Annotated in this window: 19 protein-coding genes; 14 read left to right on the plus strand and 5 right to left on the minus strand. The window is 57.9% G+C overall.

Annotated elements, in window-relative coordinates; translation table 11 throughout:
• Positions 1-89: 89 nt before the first annotated feature.
• From betI to SIC19_RS10720, 6 genes are all read left to right on the plus strand, one after another.
• Positions 90-698, plus strand: coding sequence for a transcriptional regulator BetI (betI, locus tag SIC19_RS10695; protein ID WP_127401990.1), 609 nt, complete (start codon positions 90-92; stop codon positions 696-698).
• A 5-nt stretch (positions 699-703) separates the two neighbouring features.
• Entirely contained in the window at positions 704-2,170 is a 1,467-nt protein-coding gene (gene betB, locus SIC19_RS10700; RefSeq protein WP_127401989.1) for a betaine-aldehyde dehydrogenase, read from the plus strand.
• A 21-nt stretch (positions 2,171-2,191) separates the two neighbouring features.
• Complete coding sequence (gene betA / locus SIC19_RS10705; protein ID WP_127401988.1) at positions 2,192-3,877, plus strand: choline dehydrogenase; 1,686 nt, start codon at positions 2,192-2,194, stop codon at positions 3,875-3,877.
• A gap of 226 nt (positions 3,878-4,103) precedes the next feature.
• Entirely contained in the window at positions 4,104-5,321 is a 1,218-nt protein-coding gene (locus tag SIC19_RS10710) for a BCCT family transporter (protein WP_126810948.1), read from the plus strand.
• A gap of 40 nt (positions 5,322-5,361) precedes the next feature.
• Positions 5,362-5,571, plus strand: a complete 210-nt coding sequence (locus tag SIC19_RS10715; RefSeq protein WP_041332895.1) for a hypothetical protein — start codon at positions 5,362-5,364, stop codon at positions 5,569-5,571.
• 45 nt (positions 5,572-5,616) lie between these two features.
• The gene (locus SIC19_RS10720; RefSeq protein WP_127401987.1) at positions 5,617-6,171 is read left to right on the plus strand and encodes a YgjV family protein; all 555 of its coding nucleotides are present in this window, start codon (positions 5,617-5,619) and stop codon (positions 6,169-6,171) included.
• Here SIC19_RS10720 and SIC19_RS10725 read toward each other — a convergent pair.
• Both SIC19_RS10725 and SIC19_RS10730 read right to left on the minus strand, forming a co-directional pair.
• A complete protein-coding gene (locus SIC19_RS10725) occupies positions 6,166-7,200 on the minus strand; it encodes a histone deacetylase family protein (protein ID WP_127401986.1) in 1,035 nt (344 codons plus the stop codon). The two genes, SIC19_RS10720 and SIC19_RS10725, sit on opposite strands and share 6 nt — an antisense overlap.
• A gap of 30 nt (positions 7,201-7,230) precedes the next feature.
• Complete coding sequence (locus SIC19_RS10730) at positions 7,231-9,090, minus strand: sensor domain-containing diguanylate cyclase (RefSeq protein ID WP_127401985.1); 1,860 nt, start codon at positions 9,088-9,090, stop codon at positions 7,231-7,233.
• 57 nt (positions 9,091-9,147) lie between these two features.
• Here SIC19_RS10730 and SIC19_RS10735 point away from each other — a divergent pair, with 57 nt between their 5' ends.
• Positions 9,148-9,708, plus strand: a complete 561-nt coding sequence (locus SIC19_RS10735) for a TIGR00730 family Rossman fold protein (protein WP_127401984.1) — start codon at positions 9,148-9,150, stop codon at positions 9,706-9,708.
• Here the strand turns inward: SIC19_RS10735 and SIC19_RS10740 are convergent.
• The 3 genes from SIC19_RS10740 to SIC19_RS10750 all read right to left on the minus strand — a co-directional run bounded on the left by SIC19_RS10740 (position 9,678) and on the right by SIC19_RS10750 (position 14,939).
• Entirely contained in the window at positions 9,678-10,571 is an 894-nt protein-coding gene (locus tag SIC19_RS10740) for a carbohydrate kinase family protein (protein WP_127401983.1), read from the minus strand. The genes SIC19_RS10735 and SIC19_RS10740 overlap by 31 nt on opposite strands.
• Before the next feature lie 95 nt (positions 10,572-10,666).
• Positions 10,667-11,572: a DNA-binding response regulator gene (locus SIC19_RS10745; protein WP_127401982.1), complete on the minus strand. Its 906-nt coding sequence runs from the start codon at positions 11,570-11,572 to the stop codon at positions 10,667-10,669.
• Complete coding sequence (locus SIC19_RS10750; protein WP_127401981.1) at positions 11,559-14,939, minus strand: ATP-binding protein; 3,381 nt, start codon at positions 14,937-14,939, stop codon at positions 11,559-11,561. The genes SIC19_RS10745 and SIC19_RS10750 overlap by 14 nt, the downstream gene beginning before the upstream one ends.
• A 382-nt stretch (positions 14,940-15,321) precedes the next feature.
• On the opposite strand from SIC19_RS10750, the gene urtA reads away from it, so the two are divergent.
• The 7 genes from urtA (at position 15,322) to SIC19_RS10785 (ending at position 22,309) form a co-directional block, all read left to right on the plus strand.
• Positions 15,322-16,521: an urea ABC transporter substrate-binding protein gene (gene urtA, locus SIC19_RS10755; protein WP_007153045.1), complete on the plus strand. Its 1,200-nt coding sequence runs from the start codon at positions 15,322-15,324 to the stop codon at positions 16,519-16,521.
• A gap of 82 nt (positions 16,522-16,603) precedes the next feature.
• Entirely contained in the window at positions 16,604-17,530 is a 927-nt protein-coding gene (gene urtB / locus SIC19_RS10760; RefSeq protein ID WP_007153046.1) for an urea ABC transporter permease subunit UrtB, read from the plus strand.
• Positions 17,531-17,539: 9 nt separating this feature from the next.
• Positions 17,540-18,739 carry an urea ABC transporter permease subunit UrtC gene (gene urtC / locus SIC19_RS10765; protein ID WP_127401980.1) on the plus strand — a complete coding sequence of 400 codons (1,200 nt, stop codon included), beginning with the start codon at positions 17,540-17,542 and terminating at the stop codon, positions 18,737-18,739.
• Positions 18,739-19,497 (plus strand): urea ABC transporter ATP-binding protein UrtD, encoded by a 759-nt coding sequence (gene urtD, locus SIC19_RS10770; protein WP_007153048.1) that lies wholly within the window; start codon positions 18,739-18,741, stop codon positions 19,495-19,497. The genes urtC and urtD overlap by 1 nt, the downstream gene beginning before the upstream one ends.
• A gap of 2 nt (positions 19,498-19,499) precedes the next feature.
• Positions 19,500-20,189, plus strand: coding sequence for an urea ABC transporter ATP-binding subunit UrtE (urtE, locus tag SIC19_RS10775; protein WP_127401979.1), 690 nt, complete (start codon positions 19,500-19,502; stop codon positions 20,187-20,189).
• A 14-nt stretch (positions 20,190-20,203) separates the two neighbouring features.
• Positions 20,204-21,250, plus strand: coding sequence for an aliphatic amidase (locus SIC19_RS10780; RefSeq protein ID WP_127401978.1), 1,047 nt, complete (start codon positions 20,204-20,206; stop codon positions 21,248-21,250).
• 15 nt (positions 21,251-21,265) lie between these two features.
• The gene (locus SIC19_RS10785) at positions 21,266-22,309 is read left to right on the plus strand and encodes an AAA family ATPase (RefSeq protein ID WP_127401977.1); all 1,044 of its coding nucleotides are present in this window, start codon (positions 21,266-21,268) and stop codon (positions 22,307-22,309) included.
• The last annotated feature ends 92 nt before the right edge of the window (positions 22,310-22,401 follow it).

The following is a 22,401-nucleotide window of genomic DNA, read 5'->3' on the forward strand; positions in this document are numbered from 1 at the left end:
TGCACATAGGCCAGGTTGAATGGTTCGATTACTTTCTGTACACTTTATTTTAATTGAACGTTCAATTAATAAAACGGACAGGAAGCGCGATGCCGATTGTTGGCGTGAAAGACACCCGAAAGCAGCAACTGATTGATGCCACCATGGCGTCTATTGCCGAGCTGGGGCTGCAGAATACCACCATCATCTCCATCAGCCGTCGTGCCGGCATGTCGTCCGGCATCATCAGCCACTATTTCGGTGGTAAGCAGGGGCTGATCGAAGCCGCGTTGCGTTATTTGCTGGACCATTTGGGGAAGGAATTGCGGGAGCGGATGGCCCGCACCGATGGGTCGCCGGAACAACGCCTTCAGTGCATCGTCGAAGCCAATTTTTCCGAGTTCCAGCGCACCGATCTGGCGGCAAAGACCTGGCTCAGCTTCTGGGCCCGCTCCATGCACGAGCCGGGTTTGCAGCGCCTGCAGCAGATCAACAACGCCAGGCTGTACAGTAATCTGCGTTACTCCTTCGCCCAGCGTTTGCCAAAACAGGCCGCCACCGAAGCCGCCCGCCAGCTGGCGTCGATGATCGACGGCTTCTGGCTGCGAAGTGCCCTGAGCACCGATCCCCAGGAAGGCTTCTCGGCGGCGGAAACGCTGTGTAAACGATTTGCGTTGAACGCACTCGAATCCACCACGAATTCACACGATCAGGTTTGAACCCCATGACTGAATTGCCCCGTTATCAGAACTTTATCAACGGCCAGCCCATGGCCAATGCCTCCGGTGAAACCTTCCCGGTTGTGAATCCGGCCACGGGCGAAGTGATCTATGAAATGGAAATCGCCGATGAGGCTGTCCAAAAGGCTGCGATAGACAGCGCCCAGGCCGGCTTCAAGGTCTGGTCTGCGATGACCGGTGCCCAGCGTGGCCGTATTCTCCAGCGTGCCGTGGCGTTGCTGCGGGAGCGTAATGACGAACTGGCTGCCCTGGAAGTTCAGGACACCGGCAAACCCTGGCAGGAAGCCCAGGTCGTAGACGTGGTAACCGGTGCAGACACCCTGGAGTATTTTGCGGGTCTGGCGCCCTCGGTAGAGGGCAACCAGCAGGACCTTGGCGGGGATTTCTATTACACCCGTCGTGAGCCGCTGGGCGTGTGCGCAGGTATCGGTGCGTGGAACTACCCGCTGCAGATTGCCTGCTGGAAGTCCGCCCCGGCCCTGGCTACCGGCAACAGCATGATCTTCAAGCCCTCGGAGGAAACGCCAATGGGCGCCCTCAAGCTGGCGGAGATCTTTGTCGAAGCCGGCGTACCGGCCGGCGTGTTCAACGTGGTCCAGGGCGCGGGTGATGTCGGTGCCTGGCTGACCCACAGCCCCGATATCGCCAAGGTGTCGTTCACCGGGGAAGTCGGCACTGGCCGGAAGGTAATGACCGCGGCTGCCTCCACCCTGAAAGACGTCACCATGGAACTTGGTGGTAAATCACCGCTGATCGTTTTCGACGATGCAGACATCGATAACGCAGTGTCCGCAGCCATGCTGGGTAACTTCTATACCCAGGGCGAGGTCTGCACCAACGGGACGCGCGTGTTTGTGCATGAAGACATCTATTCGGAGTTCATGGACCGCCTGCTGGAGCGGACACTGAACAATATCCGTATGGGCGATCCCACCGATCCGGACACCAACTTTGGCGCATTGATCTCGCAGAAGCACCAGCAACTGGTGCTGGATTACATCGAGAAAGGCATTGCCGAGGGCGCCACCCTCAGCCACGGCGGTAAGGCCGCGAAGCCAGGCTCCGCGCCCGGCGGTTACTTCGTGGAGCCCACGATTTTCACCGATTGCACCGACGACATGACTATCTGCCGTGAGGAAATCTTCGGGCCGGTGATGTCGGTACTGACCTTCTCCGACGAGGAGGAAGTGATCGACCGGGCCAACAATACCGACACCGGCCTTGCCGCTGGCGTGTTCACCAACGATATCCGTCGCGCCCACCGGGTGATTCACCGCATCCAGGCTGGCATCTGCTGGATCAACAGCTACGGAGCATCGCCTGCGGAAATGCCGGTGGGTGGCTACAAGCTCTCCGGTGTTGGCCGCGAGAACGGCCGAGTCACACTCGACCACTACACCCAACTGAAGGCGGTGTACGTGGGCATGGAGGACATAGACAGCCCTTTTTAAGCGGGTTGTCAGGAGTTGCGTATGAAAGAAGTGAACTACGATTACATCATTGTCGGCGCGGGGTCTGCAGGCTGTGTGCTGGCCAACCGGCTTACCGAGGATGGCCGCCACCGGGTGCTGCTGCTGGAAACCGGCGGCAGCGACAAGAGCGTCTTTATCCAGATGCCCACGGCGCTGTCCATCCCCATGAACACCAAAAAATACGCCTGGCAGTTTGAGACCGAGCCGGAACCCTACCTGGATAACCGCCGCATGCACTGCCCCCGGGGCAAGGTGCTGGGCGGCTCTTCCTCCATCAACGGCATGGTATACGTACGTGGCCATGCCCGTGATTTCGACGAGTGGCAGGAGCAGGGCGCCGAGGGCTGGGACTATCGCCACTGCCTGCCCTATTTCAAGAAGGCGGAAACCTGGGCCTTTGGCGCTGATGACTACCGTGGTGACCAGGGCCCGCTGGGCGTGAATAACGGCAACAACATGCAGAACCCGCTCTACAAGGCCTTTGTGGATGCGGGCGTGGATGCCGGTTATTTCGCCACCGACGACTACAACGGCGAGCGCCAGGAAGGTTTCGGCGCCATGCACATGACCGTCAAGAATGGTCGCCGCTGGTCTACTGCTAATGCTTACCTGCGCCCCGCCATGGCGCGGGACAATCTGACCGTGGTCACCCATGCGCTGGTGCACAAGGTGTTGCTGGAAGGCAAACAGGCCACCGGCGTGCGCTACGAGAAAGACGGCAAACTGGTGGACGTTAAGGCATCAGAGGAAGTGATCCTGTCCGCCGGGTCTATCGGTTCGCCCCATCTGTTGCAGCTTTCCGGCATTGGCAACCGCGACGTACTGGAGCAGGCTGAGATCCCCGTCAATCACGAACTGGCGGGTGTGGGCGGCAACCTGCAGGATCACCTGGAGTTCTATTTCCAGTTCCGCTGCAAGCAGCCGGTCTCTCTCAATGGCAAGCTCGACTGGTGGAACAAGCTCAAGATCGGTGTTCGCTGGTTGCTTAAGAAAGACGGTCTGGGCGCCACCAACCACTTTGAGTCCTGCGGATTTATCCGCTCCAAGGCGGGCGTTGAGTGGCCGGATCTGCAATATCACTTTTTGCCAGCGGCCATGCGCTACGACGGCAAGGAAGCCTTCGATGGCGACGGCTTCCAGCTGCATATCGGCCACAACAAGCCCAAGAGCCGTGGTTCGGTAACTGTGCAGTCAGACGATCCGCGCCAGCCGCCGCGCATCCAGTTCAACTACCTGCAGCACGAGGATGACCGCGAAGGCTTTCGTGATTGCGTGCGCCTGACCCGTGAGATTGTCAGCCAGCCGGCGATGGACGCCTATCGAGGCTCCGAAATCCAGCCCGGCGTTGATGTGCAGAGTGACGAGGAAATAGACGCCTTTGTCCGCCAGGCGGTGGAAAGCGCCTATCACCCGTCCTGCACCTGCAAGATGGGTGTGGATGATCAGGCGGTGGTAGGGCCCGATACGCGGGTTCATGGCCTCACCGGCCTGCGGGTAGTGGACTCGTCCATCTTCCCCACTATTCCCAACGGCAACCTCAATGCTCCCACCATCATGGTGGCGGAGCGTGCCGCTGACCTCATTCGTGGCCTGGCGCCACTGAATCCGTCTGACGCCCCCGTGGCGATGGACGAGCAATGGCGAGATCGCCAGCGCCCCGGAGGGGCCGCGCGCGAGATCGCCTGATACCGTTCCCGGCGGCGCAATGGCCGCCGGCTGTTATGCAAACCATCAGGACTTACCTATCGTCGCTGCGGCGCGATAACCGTGTCGTTCTGAGCGCGCGATAGTTAAGTGTTGACCCGTCAACGCGGGGGTTTGTGTCCGATTCGAATGAACACGTGCTTCAAAGTAGAGGAGGAACACCCATGTTGTCCCATATAATAAGTAACGCCAGAAACTGGAGGTGTGTATGACACTCTGGTTATCCACAGGCCTGATTTTCACTTTCGCGGCTATCGTGCTGATCCTGTTCAAATGGTGGGACCTGAAAGTCATCGGCGTGACGCCGGTACGTACCTTCACGTTTATCGCCATTCTGTTTACCTCGGGCCTGGATGTCGGCCTGATCATGTTTCCGCTGACGGAATTTGCCGGTTACGGCAACCTGACGGAAAGTCCTGAGTACGGCTTCGCTAACCCACTGGCGATTGAGTTCGGGTTCTGGGCCTTCCTGATCTGGGGGTTCTACTTCCTTACCTGCTTCTACTTCTGTGTGATCGAGCCGCGGGTCAAGTTTTTCGACATACCGCTGGTGCGAGTGGTCAACAATGTGGTGATCATCGGCACCTGTGCCTTTACTGCGTTCCTGTTGCTGGTCAACCTGCCCTGGTATCTGCCGGAAATTGGTGACGGCGAAACCGTCGTGCCGACGTTCTACCTGATCGTCTTCGCGGCGATTGCGGCGGCGGTTTATTCCAGCAGTAAAATCAAATACGTGCGCATACTCAGCCTGGGTTCCAGTTGGCTGTTTATCGCGCTGATTGCGGTAATGTGGGGCCGTGCCTTCCTGACGGGCAACGGCAGTGTCGGCGACTTCTTTGGCACGGCAGGGTTGATTGGTGAGTACTTCACCAACCTGCATCACTTCATGTTGCCGTTGAACGACTACCACGAGTTTTACCTGTTCTGGTGGTTCTCCTGGAGCATCATGATCGGCCAGTTCACTGCGCGCTTTGTCAGTGGCCTGCGCACCTGGCAGTTGATGATCGCGATGCTGGTGTTTCCGTCCATTGCCATCGGTACCTGGTTCTCGGTGCTCTACCATTACCACGCTGAAGGCCTGAACATCGCCAGCTACATCAACATAGCCATGATCACGGTGGGTATCCTGATGGTGATCAACTCACTGGACTCACTGATCCGGCTCTACACAGACAATCTCAACCTGACCGCAAGCCGGCTGGGACAGTGGAAGTATTATTTCGGCAACCTGATTGTGATGTGTGGTTTGACGCTGCTGTTCCAGCTCGACTTCCTGCGCATTCAGTGGGTGGGCGCTCTGGTGATTGCGCTGTACTTCGGCTGCTTCGTGTACATTGTCACGAAACGTCGCGCTGAGGTGATGGGCATTGAAGGTTCGCCCAAAGAGAATACACTCGACTTCAGGAAGATTGAGTTAGCGAGCTAGATAGCATCACACACCATCAGGGGAAACCCGGGAGGGCTTTATGTTTCTCGCCGAGAAATCGACCGGACACATGATTGAGGTGTTGGACACCAAAATGCTGATCGACCCCAACGAATCGACCGTTAAGGGCAGTCTGCATTTTGGCGAAGAAGCCCAGGACCCGGAGTTTTTCGACAAGGCCGGCCTGAATTTCCCCTCCGGGGAATCCCTGCCGCAGTGCTGGACGGACCCGGATTACCGCAGGCGGTGATCCGGGTTAACCGCAGCCATCAAATGCCAGGTCGGGCTGCCCGCGATGTTTGAGGGTATGAGCCTGACAGAGATGGCGGGCCAGGCGGTCAGCCTGATTGCACTGGGCTTCTGCATTGTCGGCTTTGCCAGCAAGCGGGATGACCGTTTGATGGTGCTGCTGATCTCCGCGAATGTGGCCTTTGCCCTTCAGTTTGCCCTGTTCGGCAGTTGGACGGCGGCGGTGCTGAGTTTGCTGGTGATCGGCCGTATCGTGCTGGCCAGGCGATACCTGGGCAACTGGAAAGTCATGCTGGCGGTGCTCGCGGTAAACCTGCTGGCAGCGGCTCTGACCTGGCGGACGCCCGTCGATTTCTTTGCCATTGGCGCGGCCATGTTCGGCACCGTCGGCATGTTTATGCTGCGCGGCATTCCCATGCGGCTGACGCTGGCCGCTGCTGCGATCTGCTGGATGTTGAACAACCTGCTGATTGGCTCTGTCGGCGGCACGCTGGCAGAGGGTATGGTGGTGGTGACCAATTTCGTCACCATCTTACGCCTGGCGAGAATGAAGCGCCGTTATCCGGAGGCCTTCGCCAAACTGAACGAGCCGGACTCATAGCCGGCCGCGTTCAAAACCCTTCAGTACGTTCACCACATTTACGCCAATGGCGTCCACGTCGTAGCCGCCTTCCATGGTGAACAGGGTAGGTAGGTTCAGTCTCGCCAGCCGCTCCCCCATCAGCAGGTAGTCCGCAGACGTCAGCTTGAAGAAGGAAATCGGATCGTCCTCGAAGGTGTCTACTCCCAGAGCGATCACCAGTGCTTCGGGCTGGTATTCCGTAATGCGCTGGCAAGCGGTTTCCAGCCCTTCGCGCCAGACCTCGAAGGGCGTGCCGGGTGGATACACCAGGTTCTGGTTATAGCCGTTGCCGTCGCCTTCGCCGGTTTCATCCTCAAACCCCAGGAAGTGAGGGAACACCAGGTCCGGGTCGCCGTGCAGGCTGATGGTCAGCACGTCGCTGCGCTGGTAGAAAATGGCCTGGGTACCGTTGCCATGATGGAAGTCGACATCCAGTATCGCCACGCGTTTGGCGCCCTGGTCCCGAAATGCCTGGGCGGAAATAGCCGCGTTATTGAAAAAGCAGTAGCCTCCGAGCAGATCGGCATGGGCGTGATGCCCAGGTGGGCGGCATAGTGCAAACGCGGCAGGCTCCCCGTTGGCCACCAGTGCCTGAGCGGTCAGTGCGACGTTTGCCGAGGCGCAGGCGGCGTCCCAGGTACCCTCGGTGATCGAGGTCTCGGCGGCAAAGCTGTAGTAACCCAGACGGCCGTCGATGTCTTTTGGCACCCTTTCCCGCATCCCCCGGCCCGGCCAAACGGCGGGAATGGCCTCGCCGGGTTTATCCTCGGCTTCCCAATCCTTCCAGCAGGTCTGGAGGAAGTTCACGTAATCCGGGGTGTGCACGCGCAGAACCGGTTCCAGGCCGAAGTCGTCCGGTGGAAGAACGTCTCCCAGTTGTTCCTGCTTGACCCGGCCCAGTATGGTCTCCGCCCGGGACGGTTTCTCGTGGGGGGCGATCAATACGCCGCCGTCCAGCTCGGTCGTGGCGGTACGGCGATTGTGCAGCGGGGAAAAAACGGTTTTCATGGAAAACGATTCCGTTCTGGTTGTGGAAAGTCAGTCGTTGGCGGTTTTCTGGATACTGGAATAGAGGCAAACCCGGTTTCGTCCGCCAGCTTTGGCCTGATACAGAGCCCGGTCTGCGTAGAGCAGCAGGGTATCCAGATTATCCGACTTGTCTGGCCAGAAGGTGGCGACGCCGGCGCTGATGGCCAAAGTAAGGTGCCCACTCTCCAGCGGAAGCGGGTTGTTCTCGATGAAGCTTCTCAGGCGTTCGGCGACCTCTTCCGCGCCCGGTTCGTCGGTGTTCTCCAGAAGCACGGCAAATTCCTCTCCGCCCACACGGGCAACAATGTCGATATCCCTCAAGGCTTCCGTTGCCAGCTTGCTGAGATGGACCAGCGCCTTATCACCGACGCCGTGGCCATGGGTGTCGTTCACTTTTTTAAAGTGATCCGCATCGAACATAATGGCCGACAAAGGCGCCCCTGATCGAACTGCTTTTTTAACCGCTGTCCGACCCAGTTCGAAATAGTGTCTCCGGTTTTTCAGGCCGGTGAGTGCGTCGGTGCGCACGGTTTCCTCCAATTGGCGGATCAGTGTTTCTCGCTCCCTGCGCATGGCGTCCCGCTGGATGATTTCATCCTCCAGCAGGGTGTTGGTGTTCTCCAGTTCCCGTGTTCGTTCCTCGACACGGTATTCCAGGGTTCTATTGAGCTCGTTCATTGCCCGGGTTTTCTCAGTCAGGTTCAGGATCAGGTTTCTGAGAGTGGACGATAGGGTTTTTACCTCCTCGTAGTCGTCTCTCTGCTTAATCAGAGTGGAGGGCTGATCCGGGTCCAGGTTTCGGGCTTCCTCGGTCATCTTGATTAAGGGCCGAGTGGTCCAGCGTGCGGCCAGGGATGCAAACAGGATCAGCAAGAGCGAGACAACAAAACCTGTGGCAATCAACGTATGGCGAAGGTTGTTGGCCGGGGCAAAAGCTTCTTCAGCGGGCTGTCGTACCAGCACTCGCCAGTTGAAGCTGGCGTATTCCTCACGATCACGCAGGCGGCTGAAGCCAATCAGATATTCTGTCTGTTCATCTGAAGCTCCGGCGGTCATCGAGTCCGTCACATAGCCGGAAGGGTTGCGGCTCGCCGCATCCGCCAGTGAATCCGGAATGGCCTGACCAATGCTGTCTGTTGGCCCGATCAGGATGGTGCCTTTGTGATCGGCCACGACGAGTTCTGCCTGCAGGCGCTCTTGCAGTGGGGCCAGCAAGGACTGGCCAATGGACGCCACCCAGTCCAGGTAGAGGTGTGCACCAAGAACGCCCATGAGCTCGCCGTTGTCCCGATACAGTGGTACAGCAACATCCACAAACCGAAGGGGAACAGAGGACGGGTTATCGAGTTTGGACTCCAGCAACACCGCGAGGTGAGCGTCTCCGAGAAAGGGCCCTTTGGAGGCTTCACGGAACCAGGGGCGCTCAGACACATTGGCGCCCTGAAGCAGGTTGTCCGTGCTCGTGATGACGGTACCTTCGGGTGATACCAGGCCGATCCAGGCATAGCTTGGGAAGGCGTCCTGAAGTGCATTGAGGAGAGTCGGTACGCTGACGGACTGGTCGTCCTCAATGGACTGACTGGCAATAGCGGCTGCGATGCTCAGGTCGCTGTAGCGCTCGTGGAGATCAATTTCGATCTTGTCCCTCAACTGCACCGCCACTTCCTGGAGGTTTTGGCTGGTGGACTTGCGTAGTTCTTCAACAGCCAGATTGGAAGCCAACCAGGTGCCAATGGCGGTGGTGACGAGTATCAACCCACCGAATAGAAGAATCAGTCGGCTTTTGAGGGTGTTGAATGGCTTGATGGCAATGGCCCCATTGGTGCTTGTTATTCGTCCCAGTCGTTGACGCTGGCGCTCCCTGGCCACTATCTGACAGTATATTACTCATCCGATCAAACCACGAACGCGTTATAGGACTCCGTCATGAAAATCGCTGTCTTCTGTGGCTCCAGCCGGGGAAATGATGAACGTTTTGCCCAAGCCGCCGGAGTGTTTGGCCAGTATATGGCCAGCCAAGGTATGGATCTTGTATTTGGTGGTGGCAAGGTGGGCCTGATGGGCGTGGTTGCCGATGCCGTTCTGGCCGGCGGCCGGGAGGTATATGGCGTTATCCCCGAGTCCCTTCGCGACCGCGAGTTGGCCCATCAGGGCCTGACCCACCTGGATGTGGTGAGCAGCATGCACGAGCGCAAGGCGCTGATGGCGGATATGGCCGACGCTTTTGTGGCGCTACCCGGCGGGCCGGGTACTATGGATGAAATTTTCGAGGCCTGGACCTGGGGCCAACTTGGATATCACAGCAAGCCCTGTGCGTTTTACAACGTGGATGGTTACTACAATGAGCTGCTGGCCTTCATCCGCACGATGTCTGGCGCGGGCTTCCTGAAACCTGAGTACGCCGAGATGGTGATCGTGAAAGACCAGCCCACCGAACTGGTATCCGCCCTGGAAAACTACCAGCCGCCCTCGCGTAAATGGTCATGAACTCGCTGAAGGCTCAGGTTTTCCGCTGCCAGGGACTGTGAGGTCACGCAGAGTGCGCCACAGACCGCCCCGAGGCGAAGGCAGGTCTTCAGGTTTTCACCGTTAAGGTGGCCACACAGAAAACCACTGAAGAAGGCGTCACCCCCACCATTGGTGTCCTGCACCTGACCGACCGGAAACGCGGGCTGTTCCAACCATTGCCCGTCCCGGCTAAGCAGGGTGGCACCGTCACTGCCATGGGTGCACACTACCAACTCCTTGCCATCATCGATCATCTTTTTCATGAAACTGCGATAGTCCGGCAGATTGTCGTTGGACAGGAAAATGACGTTCGCCGCATCGATAAACGGCTGATGATGTGGGTTTCGACCGTCGTAGTCATGCAGATCGGTCCACACCGGTTTGTTCGCGTTTTGTGCCAGGGCCAGCGCCGGCTTTGTGTAGCTCAGGATATTGATCACCACCAGTTCGCAGCCTGAGATTGCGGAGGTCACCGATGCCCAATCAACGACACTTGGGTCAGCCGGAGGTTGGACAAACAGCGAAACCCGCCCGCCGTGAGGGTCCATCAGGTTTACGTGCTGTTCTGTCGGCGTGTCGGTGATTTCTGCAAGCAGCTCAATGCCAGGCTTATTCAGGGCGTGGCGCACCAGATCGGCCTCCGTGTCCTGCCCCAGCAGCGAATGCAGAACTACGTTGCGCCCCAGCGCCGCAAGGTTCAGCGCCTTGCCAGCACCGGTGCTGCCGACGGATCTGTAACTGCTCTTGGGCCACAGGGTTTGCGGTGTTGGGGTTGGCAGGGCATCGAGCTGGATGATGGTATCCAGCGATGCGCCGCCGATAATGACGATGGGTTTGTTCATGGGTTGGCCTCGGCAGGAAGATTAGCTCATCTTATCCGGTGTGGAACGGGTAGGGCTCCTCCCTGCGGCTACGCCCCTTTCGTTGCCTGTGGTGGTCAGGTTCGTGCCAGACATTTGATGGCGGCAGCCGCGGCCGACGTGCGGTTTTCCACGCCCAGTTTGCGAAATACCTGCTCCAGATGCTTGTTCACCGTGCGCGGGCTCATTTCCAGAATCTGTCCGATTTCGCGGTTGGTTTTGCCATTGGCTATCCACAACAGCACATCGGACTCCCGGCCGGTCAGGCTGAAGCGCGTCCGCAGAGCGCCCGTGGCCTCGCTGGGCTTCTGCACCTCTTGCAGGCGCAACAGGTATTCCCTTTCGTCGACCAGAGTGAGGAACTCCACCGCGTGGAGCTCGGGCAGGAAATCCAGAGTAAGGCTGTGGCCGTTCTCCGGATTGTGGCTCAACCAGTTGGCCAGGTTATTGGTCAGTAGCTCAAGGTTGTTGGAGCCGCCGCCAGTGAGCCGCTGATGAACCTGGGGGGTGGACCACAGAATGGCTCCGTGACGGTCCACGGCAAACAGGTTCTGTCCGGCGGTATCCAGTGCGGCCCGAGCGCTGTGTGCCATGCGGGCGTTGGTCAGATGTACCTGCATGCGGGCCATCAGTTCGGTGGTGTTAATGGGTTTGGTGATGTAGTCCACGCCGCCGCATTTGAGCCCCATCACCACGTGCTCAGTATCGCTGAGGCCGGTCATGAAAATGATGGGGGTATTTGCGAAGTCCGGATTCTGCTTCAGCCGACGGCAGGTTTCGAAGCCATCCATGTTGGGCATGATGGCGTCCATCAGCACAATGTCCGGGGTGATGTTCTGACTGATGGTCAGGGCCTGGCTGCCTTCCAGCGCAATCAATACCGTCATGCCGGCACTTTCCAGGGCCTCGTTGATCATGCGAATGCAGTCAACTGCATCGTCCACCACCATAACGACCGTCTTTCGGGCTTCAGGTGTGCTCATGTTCCGTCACCTTGATCAAATCGATGATTTTTTCGAACTGGAAGTCGTTGGTGAGCTTCACAAGTTCTTCTACAAACACCGGATCGGCCTCGCTCCGGTAACGGAGTCCGTGCAGTGCCTCAAGAAGTCCTTTTTTGTGGCCGATGGTGGCCAGCCCCACCAGCGCGGCGCGATGTTCAGCCGCGGGCAGAATCAGCGTTTCCGATTCGGGCGTAATGGTGGCTGCCAGCGGTTCCGGGCTTTTCTCGAAGCGCCAGTCGAGGGTAAGCAGCCGGGCGATGTGGTCCAGCAGCAGGTTCAAGCGCACCGGCTTGATGATGTAACCGTTGTGCAGGGTGGGTGATTCCGGCCGGTTGCGTCCTTCGCTGGCGTCGGCCGATACCATGACCACGGGCACCTGATGGTTGTTGCTTCGCAATTGCGTAAGGATATCCCAGCCGCTGTAACCGGGCATGGAGACATCGAGTAACACCAAGTCGGGATGGCTGTTGTCGATGGCATCCACCACCGCCAGGGAGTTGCCGATGTCGACAATCTCAAAACCCAGCGGAGCTAGCATGGCTCGGATCACCTGGCGGTGGGAGGACTCGTCATCCACCACCATGATCTTGCGTCGCGGGCCTTTGTAGCCATAAATGCGCCGGGCCGGAGATGTCATGGATTCCGGGCGGGGGGTATGCAGGCTGGACAGCATCAGGCTGACGCGGAAGGTACTGCCTTCCCCGGGCGTGCTCTCTACAGAGAGATCGCCGCCCATGATTTCGGTCAACAGCCGGGTGATGGTGAGCCCGAGCCCGGTGCCGGTGCGACTTTGTCCGGGGGTGCGTATACGCTCGAAAGGTCGGAATATGCGCTCGATGTTTTCTTCGGCGATACCTTCACCGGTGTCCTTTATCGTGAACTCAGCCACCTGGCTGCGATATTTCAGGGTTAACGAAATGCTGCCGTTGTCGGTGTATTTGAGCGCATTGGACAGCAGGTTGATGAGTATCTGCCGCAGGCGCTTTTCATCCGTGGTCACCAGTTCGGGTAAGCGGGTAGGGCCGTGGTAACTGAAAGCCAGCCCTTTCTCTTCCGCTTGCAGCCGGAACATGTGCACCAGTTGCTCCATCAGCAGGTCAATACGCACTTCGTCCCGGTGCAGGTCCAGCCGCCCGGCTTCGATCTTGGAGATGTCCAGCAGGCCTTCGATTAGGTCTGCCAGATACTCACCGCTGCGGCGTATGACACCCAGTGCGTCCTTGCGGTTGTCGGGGATAGCGGTGTCGTTCTCCATCAGCTGGGCGTAACCCAGGATTGCGTTCAGCGGTGAACGCAGCTCGTGGCTGATGCCAGTCAGGTAGCGGCTCTTTGCGCCGTTGGCCGCTTCTGCGTGCTCCTTGGCCTGTTGCAGGGCCTGATCCGTGCGCTCGTGGGCCACGATTTCCTCAGTCAGAAGACGGGTCTGTCGCTGGGACTCCTCCTCGGCCACCACGCGGCTTTCATGGGCCAGCACAAACAGCCAGCACACCACGCCGGTGATAATGATCAGCACGAAGAACACCTTCCACAGGGTGATCGACAGCAGCGCGGCTTCGGTGGGCGAGTTCACCGGTGTCTTAGCGTATATCAGTGCCAGAAGCAGCCCGGACAGACCGTTGATCAGGAACAACAACGTCAGGAAGTGGCCAATGCGCGAGTGTAGTTTTGAGAGCACTGACTCGGGAATAAACAGGCCAAAAAACTGCTGCAGCTGATGCCGATAACCTGCACCGGGTTTACAGAAATCGCCGCAGCGGGCATCAAGGGAGCAGCACAGCGAGCAGATATTGCCGGCATAGGCCGGGCAGCCAGTCACGTCTTCCGGCTCGAATTCGTGTTCGCAGATACAGCAGGCGACAAGTTGTCGGTCAGTGGCGATGGGCACGAATGGGCGTGCGGTATAGAAGCGCCCACGAGTACGCCAGGCAATGACGGGCGCGATCACCAATGCTGAACCCAGGGTAATGAAGTGTGACAGCGCCTGGGGTACGTCGCCAATGGCGCCACCGTGGCACACCATACCAATGACCGAGGCCAGTATCATGGCACCGACACCAACGGGGTTGATGTCGTACAGGTGTGCCCGCTTGAACTCGATGTGCTTCGGGCTGAAGCCCAGTGGTTTGTTGATCACCAGGTCGGCCACCAGGGAGCCCACCCACGCCACCGCTACGACGCCATAGAAGCCCAGAGTCTCTTCCAGGGCGCGATAAACACCCAACTCCATCACCAGCAAGGCAATGGTCACGTTGAAGACCAGCCACACCACACGGCCCGGATGGCTGTGCGTCAGACGTGAGAAAAAATTCGACCAGGCAATGGAGCCTGCATAGGCGTTAGTGACGTTGATCTTGACCTGGCAAAGAATGACAAAGATGCCCGCGATGGCCAGCGCCACTTCCGGAGACGACGAGAGATAGCCGAATGCCACCATGTACATGCGGGTGGGGTCGGAGGCATCCAGTGCCGACACGCCATGGTTCAGGGCCAGTACAGCCAGGAACGAGCCCGCCAGGATTTTCAACGCACCAATGACGATCCATCCAGGCCCACCGGCCATCACCGCCGTCCACCACCGCAAACGCTGCCCTTGCTCAGACTCAGGCACAAAACGCAGGAAATCGACCTGTTCGCCAATCTGTGCAATCAACGAGAACACCACGGCCGACGCTGCCCCAAAAAGCAGCAGGTTGAACTCGCCGCCCTGATTGGGGGCAGTGCCCTCAAACTGCGTCCAGTCTGACACCGAGCCGGCGTCCATGTAGATGATGAAAACAAACGGCAGCAGCTGCAGCACAATCCACGCCGGTTGGGTCCAGAGCTGGAACTTGCTGATGGCGGTTATGCCGTGGGTGACCAGGGGGATAATCACCACCGAACAAATGAGATAACCGATTACCAACGGTATATCCAGCAGCAGCTCCAGCGCCATGGCCATGATCGCCGCTTCGATTGCGAAAAAGATAAACGTAAATGAGGCGTAGATCAGCGAGGTGATGGTGGAGCCGATGTAGCCGAAGCCGGCGCCTCGAGTAAGCAGGTCTATATCAACACCATAGCGAGCGGCGTAGTAGCTGATGGGTATAGCGGTCAGAAAGATGATCAGCGCTACGGCGCAGATGGCCGCGACTGCGTTGTTGAATCCGTAGTGGATAGTGATGGCCCCACCGATGGCTTCCAGCGCCAGAAAGGAAATCGCTCCCAGAGCCGTATTAGTAACGCGGGCGGCGGACCAGCGCCGGGCACTCTTTGCGGTAAACCGCAAGGCGTAGTCTTCGAGCGTCTGGTTAGCCACCCACTGATTGTAATTGCGCCTTACACGGAAAATGCTTTGTCGTGCGGCCATCGTTGTGTTGCCTGTGTCGCTGGATAAGGAGTGCCCGAAAATAAGTGCGGTTGCGTGGCGCGGTGCACCGGACCTGAAAACACCAACAATTTTCGTGCCATGGACAGGAACGCAAGAAAAAGCGGACACATTTAAATCGTGTACCCGCGTTTTAGCCTGTATTGCCGGAATCAGGAATGCGTCAAATGACGTAGTGTGCTGGGGTGATTGCCGAATGGGCTCCCTTAAAGGGCGCAAGCAGAATGTTTGATGTGGACGCTGTGCTTTCGATGAAAAGCGCGGTACCGGATTTCAAACACTGCGAGGAATCACCATGGGTACGACAGATAAAAACGCCAGCATACGATCGCCTGGCAAGAGGCCAGGGTTTAGAAAAAGTCTGATGACACTGGCGGCGTCCGTTATGCTGGCTACCTCCGCGCAAGCGGCGACACCCAGTACGGCAGAAGTCAATACAACCGATCTGGCGGTGACGGATGACACCGTTACGGTTGGCATACTGCACTCTATCACCGGCACCATGGCAATCAGTGAGATTGGCTCGGTGCAGGCGGAAAAGCTGGCGATTGAACAGATAAATGCGTCTGGTGGTGTTCTGGGTCGCCAGATAGAGTTTGTTCAGGAAGACGGCGCCAGCGACTGGCCAACGTTTGCCGAAAAGTCCCGCAAGCTTCTGCGTCAGGATAATGTGGCCGCGATCTTTGGCGCGTGGACCTCCGCGTCACGCAAGGCCATCCTGCCGGTGATCGAACAGTACAACGGCATGCTGTATTACCCTACCTTCTATGAAGGTCTTGAGCAGTCCCCGAACGTGGTTTACACCGGCCAGGAAGCTACCCAGCAGATTCTTGCGGGTATCGACTGGGCGGTAAAGGAAAAGGGCGCCAAGAGCTTTTACCTGCTCGGATCCGACTACATCTGGCCGCGAACCTCCAACAAGATCGCCCGCAAGCACATCGATAAGCTGGGCCTGAAAGTTGTGGGTGAAGAGTATTACCCTCTGGGCCACACCCAGTTCAACTCGGTGATCAACAAGATCAAGCTCAAGAAGCCCGACGTGATTTTCGCTTCCGTGGTGGGCGGTTCCAACGTGGCCTTCTACAAGCAGATGAAAGCCGCCGGTGTTGATTTCACCGACGAGAAACCGCTGCTGCTGACGATCTCCGTAACCGAGGACGAAATCCGCGGTATCGGCGGCGACAACGTGGAAGGTATCTACGCCTCCATGAAGTACTTCCAGAGCCTGGACAACCCCAACAACAAGGAGTTTGTTGCGGCCTTCAAGGAAACCTACGGCGATGACATGGTGATCGGCGACGTTACCCAGGCCGCGTATCTCGGTCCCTGGTTGTGGAAAGCGGCGGTTGAAAAGGCCGGCTCTTTCGACATCGACAAGATTCGCGAAGAGTTCGCAGGCATCGAATTCACCAAGGCGCCGGAAGGTTACGTACGCATCCACGAAAACCATCACCTGTGGTCCAAGACCCGGATTGGCCAGGCCCAGCTTGATGGTCAGTACAAGGTGGTTCACGAAACAGAAGAGCTGATGGAGCCAGACCCGTTCCCGGAAGGTTACCAGTAAAACGGAATGGCCGGCGCCACCGCGCGCCGGCCTTCATCGCCTCCGCAACGCAAAGCATGTTGGTTTGAAGGGGAGAAGGGTCATGTTCGATGGCTACACCAGCAGTGAATTGATGTCGATATTTGCCATGCAGGGGTTTGCCGGGCTCTCCCTGTTTTCAGTGTTCGTACTGATGGCAATGGGCCTGGCCATCATTTTTGGTCAGATGGGCGTGATCAACATGGCCCATGGGGAATTCATGATCCTCGGTGCCTACACCACCTACCTGACGTCGAGTTTTTTCCAGTCCTACCTGCCCGGACTGTTTGGCGGTTACTTCTTCTTCGCCATCATCCTGGCCTTTTTGATATGCGCTGCCTTGGGAGCACTCGTTGAGTGGCTGATGATACGGCATCTCTACCACCGGCCACTCGATACCTTGCTGGCCACCTGGGGGTTGAGCCTGATCATGCAGCAGGCCTACCGCTCCATCTTTGGTGCCCGCGAAGTGGGCGTTGATCTTCCTGAATGGATGATGGGCGCCTTCCAGGTGACCGATTTGGTGGAACTGCCGATCAACGGCTTGTTCGTGATGATCATCGCGCTCTCCATTGCAGTCGCCGTTTACCTGCTCATGTACCGCTCCGGCTGGGGCAAGAACGTGCGGGCTGTGGTTCAGAACCGTCCTATGGCTGAGGCTGTTGGTATCAACAGTGCTGGTATCGACCGCGCAACCTTTGCCCTCGGCTGCGGTATCGCCGGGATTGCTGGCGCCGCGTTCACCATGATCGGTTCCACCGGGCCGTCGTCCGGGCAGGCCTACATTGTCGATACCTTCCTGGTGGTGGTCTTCGGCGGCGCCCAAAGCCTGATTGGCACCATTATTTCCGCCTTCGGCATTTCCCAGGCCCAGTCCACCATGGAGTTTTTCCTGAGTGGTTCCATGGCCAAGGTTCTCACCCTGCTGGTTGTCGTCGGCATTCTGATGCTGCGTCCAGAAGGACTCATGGCCCTCAAGGTCCGTCGCTAGGAGATTGTCATGAAGAGTTCATCCCCCCTGAAATGGTTCGGCTCCCGCGAGGGCCTGTATTACCTGGCGCTGGCGTGTCTGCTGGTTGTCATCCTGCCGCTGGCTCTGGACCCGTTCCGGCTGAACATGGTGGGTAAGTACCTGACATACGCCTTCGTGGCGATCGGACTGGTGATGTGCTGGGGTAAAGCCGGCATCCTCAGCCTGGGCCAGGGCGTGTTCTTCGGCCTGGGCGGATACTGCATGGCGATGTTCCTGAAGCTGGAAGCCTCCACGCCAGAGGCGACGGCGATCCAGTCCACCCCGGGCATTCCGGATTTCATGGACTGGAACCAGCTCACCGAGCTGCCGTGGTTCTGGGAACCGTTCCATAGCTTCTCGTTCACGTTGATCGCGGTTATTGGCGTGCCCGTTCTGCTGGCTTTCGTGATCGGTTTTGCAATGTTCACCCGCCGTGTAGGTGGCGTGTACTTTGCCATCATCACCCAGGCCATTGCCGCAATCCTGACCATCCTGATTATCGGACAACAGGGGTACACCGGTGGCGTAAACGGCATTACCGATCTGCAGACCCTGAAGGACTGGGATATCCGCACCGATGAGGCACGGACCGCCCTGTACTTCGTCTGTGTCGGAATGCTGTTCCTTTGCCTGTTCGTGGCACGGCTTGTCCAGAACCGGAAACTGGGCCGCATTCTCGTGGCGATGAATGCCCAGGAAATGCGGGTGCGCTTTTCAGGCTATGACGTGGCTGCCTTCAAGATTTTCGTGTTCTGCCTGGCGGCGGCCTTCGCTGGTATCGGCGGCGCAATGTTCACCCTGATTGTTGGCTTCATGTCGCCGTCCTTCATCGGCATTGTTGCCTCCATCGAGATGGTCATCTTCTGTGCGCTTGGAGGCCGGTTGTCCATTCTCGGAGCGGTTTACGGTGCCTTGTTGGTGAATGCCGCCAAAAGTGGCTTTTCCGAATCCTTCCCGGAACTCTGGCCTTTTGCCATGGGGGCTCTGTTTATTGGTGTGGTGCTGGCATTCCCGAACGGCCTGGCAGGACTTTACCGCAGCTATGTCATGCCCCTGGAAGAGCGCTTGTTCAAACGCAAAGCGCCTGTGGCTAACGCCACCGCCGAGCCTTCGGCCACCAAGCCTGGTGCTGAAAAGGCTGACGATTATGATCCGATGATCAATACCTACAGCCCGGAGAAATCCTGATGAGTGCAGCCAAAAGCAAAGGCACGGATTTTCTGCTGGCGGTTGAGGGCCTGACCGTATCATTCGACGGCTTCAAGGCCGTGGATGACCTGTCTTTCTACCTCGACCCCAAGGAAATCCGGGTCATTATCGGCCCCAATGGTGCTGGCAAAACCACCGTTCTCGATCTGATCTGCGGCAAAACCAAGGCGACTGCCGGTTCGATCAAGTTTGCCGGCAAGGAGCTGACCAAACTCAAGGAACACCAGATCGTTCATTCCGGTGTGGGCCGGAAGTTTCAGACACCATCGGTGTTTGAAGATCTGACTGTGTTTGAAAACCTCGAGGTGTCCTACCCGCAGGGCCACAGCGTGATGGGGGCGCTGGCCTTCAAGCGGGACCGGGCGGTAGTTGAGGCTGTGGAAGAGGTGGCAGAAACCATCTTCCTGACGGACGCCCTGAACGAACCGGCGGCCTCGCTCAGCCACGGTCAGAAACAGTGGCTGGAGATCGGCATGCTGCTGATCCAGAAGCCGGATCTGCTGATGCTGGATGAGCCGGTGGCCGGAATGTCGGTGGCCGAGCGCAAGAAAACCGCCGAACTGCTCCGGGTGATCACCCGGGACCATACGGTACTGGTGATCGAGCATGACATGCAGTTCGTTGGTGACATCGCCGACCGGGTGACCGTGATGCACCAGGGCAAGGTTCTTTCGGAAGGGTCCATTGAGCACGTGAAGTCGGACCCGAAAGTCATCGAAGTCTATCTGGGGCACTGAGCATGCTGAGCGTCAAACATCATTCGGTGGCCTATGGCCAAAGCACCATCATCGGGGACCTGAACCTTGAGGTGGGAAAAAACGAGATTGTGGCCGTGGTGGGCCGCAACGGCATGGGCAAGACCACGCTGATGAAATCCCTGGTAGGCATGACCCCCACCAAAGGCGGTGAGGTCAGCCTGGATGGTTCCAACATTTCCAACCTGAAGAGCTTCCAGCGGGTAAGGGCTGGCATTGGTTTTGTGCCTCAGGGCCGGATGATTTTTCCAACCCTTACGGTAAGGGAAAACATTGAAACGGCCCTGTCCGCCGTGGGTGAAAAGAAGGTACCGGAGGATCTGTACGAGATGTTTCCGGTACTGAAGGAAATGCAGAACAGGCGCGGCGGTAATCTGTCTGGTGGTCAGCAGCAACAGCTCGCCATTGCCCGCGCACTGGCCACGCGGCCCAAGGTGCTGCTGCTTGACGAACCCACCGAAGGCATTCAGCCCAATATCATCAAAGAGATCGCTCAGACACTACGGCGTATCCGCGATGAGCGCGGTTTGTCGATAGTTGTCTCTGAGCAGGTCCTGAGCTTTGTGATGGACGCGGCGGACCGGATTCTGGTGATCGAGAAGGGAGCCATTGTGCACGAAGAGAACAGGGCTGAAGCAGACCAGGAAAAGATTGCCAGTTATCTGGCGGTTTAACGAGGAGCGAATTAATGAGACACGGTGATATTTCCAGCAGTAACGACACCGTCGGTGTGGCGGTGGTGAACTACAAGATGCCCCGGTTGCATACCAAAGCCGAGGTATTGGACAACGCCCGCCAGATTGCCGACATGATCAAGGGTATGAAAGTGGGCCTGCCCGGCATGGACCTCGTGGTGTTTCCGGAATACAGCACCATGGGCATCATGTACGACAATGACGAGATGATGGAGACGGCTGCCACGATTCCCGGCGACGAAACCGCCATCTTCTCTGCCGCCTGCCGTGAGGCTAATACCTGGGGTATCTTCTCACTAACCGGCGAACGGCATGAGGATCACCCCAATAAGGCACCCTATAACACCCTGATTCTCATCAACAATGAAGGTGAGATCGTCCAGAAATACCGCAAATGTATTCCCTGGTGCCCGATTGAAGGCTGGTATCCGGGGGACACCACTTACGTCAGCGAAGGCCCCAAGGGTATGAAGATCAGCCTGATCATCTGCGATGACGGCAACTACCCGGAAATATGGCGGGACTGTGCAATGAAAGGTGCCGAGCTGATCGTTCGCTGCCAGGGCTATATGTATCCGGCCAAGGAGCAGCAGGTGATGATGTCCAAGAGCATGGCGTGGGCCAACAACTGTTATGTGGCCGTGGCCAACGCCTCCGGTTTTGATGGGGTGTATTCCTACTTCGGCCACTCCGCCATTATCGGCTTTGATGGCCGCACTCTCGGAGAGTGTGGCGAGGAAGATATGGGAATTCAGTATGCCCAGCTTTCGATCAGTCAGATCCGCGACGCACGCCAGAATGACCAGTCACAAAACCACCTGTTCAAACTGCTGCACCGGGGCTACACCGGTGTTCACAACTCCGGCGATGGCGACAAAGGCGTAGCCGACTGCCCGTTTGAGTTCTATCGCACCTGGGTGATGGACGCTCAAAAGGCACAGGAAAACGTTGAAGCAATGACTCGCAAAACCTTGGGCACCGCTGAATGTCCGGTGGGTGAGCTGCCATTCGACGGTAAAGAAAAATCTGCAGGCGCTTAATGCCGGGAGTTGCTGATGCCGTTTATCAACGAACGGCTGGAAGCCAACCGGGAGTCCATAGAACAAAACCGGGCTGCCTCAGGCCCGGTTCGTGCTTCCCGGTTTCGCTTTGAGCCAGATGCCGTCATGTCCCGCCTGCGGGAGAGCATCGTTGGCCAGGACGATGCCCTGACAGCCATGGAATCCATGCTGGTGCGAGTGAAAGCCGACATCGGCGAAGAAAACCGGCCACTCGCGGTGCATCTGTTCCTTGGGCCCACAGGTGTGGGTAAAACCGAAACCGTTCGGCTGATTGCAGAAGCCATTCATGGCAGCCGGGATGGCCTGTGCCGCATCGATATGAACACCCTGGCTCAGGAGCACTATACCGCCGCTCTTACCGGCGCGCCGCCGGGCTACGTGGGCAGTAAGGAAGGCCACAGCCTGTTTGATCTAGACAAAGTACAGGGCTCGTTCAGCAAGCCCGGCATTGTGTTGTTTGATGAAATCGAGAAAGCCAGCCGGGAAGTCGTCCGCGCCCTGTTGAACGTTCTGGACACCGGCCGGCTGATGTTTCCCTCCGGTAACCGGGAAATCGATTTCAGCAACACTCTGATATTCATGACCAGTAATGCCGGAGCTCTGGATGCTGAGGCGCACCAACAGCGTTATCAGAGAGGTTGGCGCCGCTGGCTCGGGTTATCGGCCGGTGAGGGCGGATACTTGCTAGATGTTGCTCTGCGTCGGCATTTCGACCCTGAATTTCTGAACCGAATTGATCAGATCCTTACCTTCAACAGCCTTGCTGATAACTGGCTCGAAGCACTGTTGGACATCGAGTTAGTGGGGCTCAACCGGCGGCTGGTCAAAAAACATGCAGTGCTGTCACTGTCAACTAAGCTTAGGGGCGAACTGTGCTGTGGCTACGATGCCCGTTATGGAGCCCGGGAGATGTTGCGGGCTTTTCGCCAGCGTCTGGAGCCCGCGGTAGCCAGAGCACTGTTGGCGCATCCTGACTGTCAGCGGTTTGAGGCCGATGCGCAGAATGGGGCGGTCACCGTGCACCAATACGTCGAATGACGTAGGTGTGGGGGGCATTTCGCGAATACCTCCGGGGCGCGGGATCTCGGATAGTAAAACCGTTACCTAATTGTACAAGCCAACACCAAGGA

It is taken from the genome of Marinobacter sp. MIT930201, assembly GCF_047122665.1.
Lineage (GTDB): Bacteria > Pseudomonadota > Gammaproteobacteria > Pseudomonadales > Oleiphilaceae > Marinobacter > Marinobacter salarius.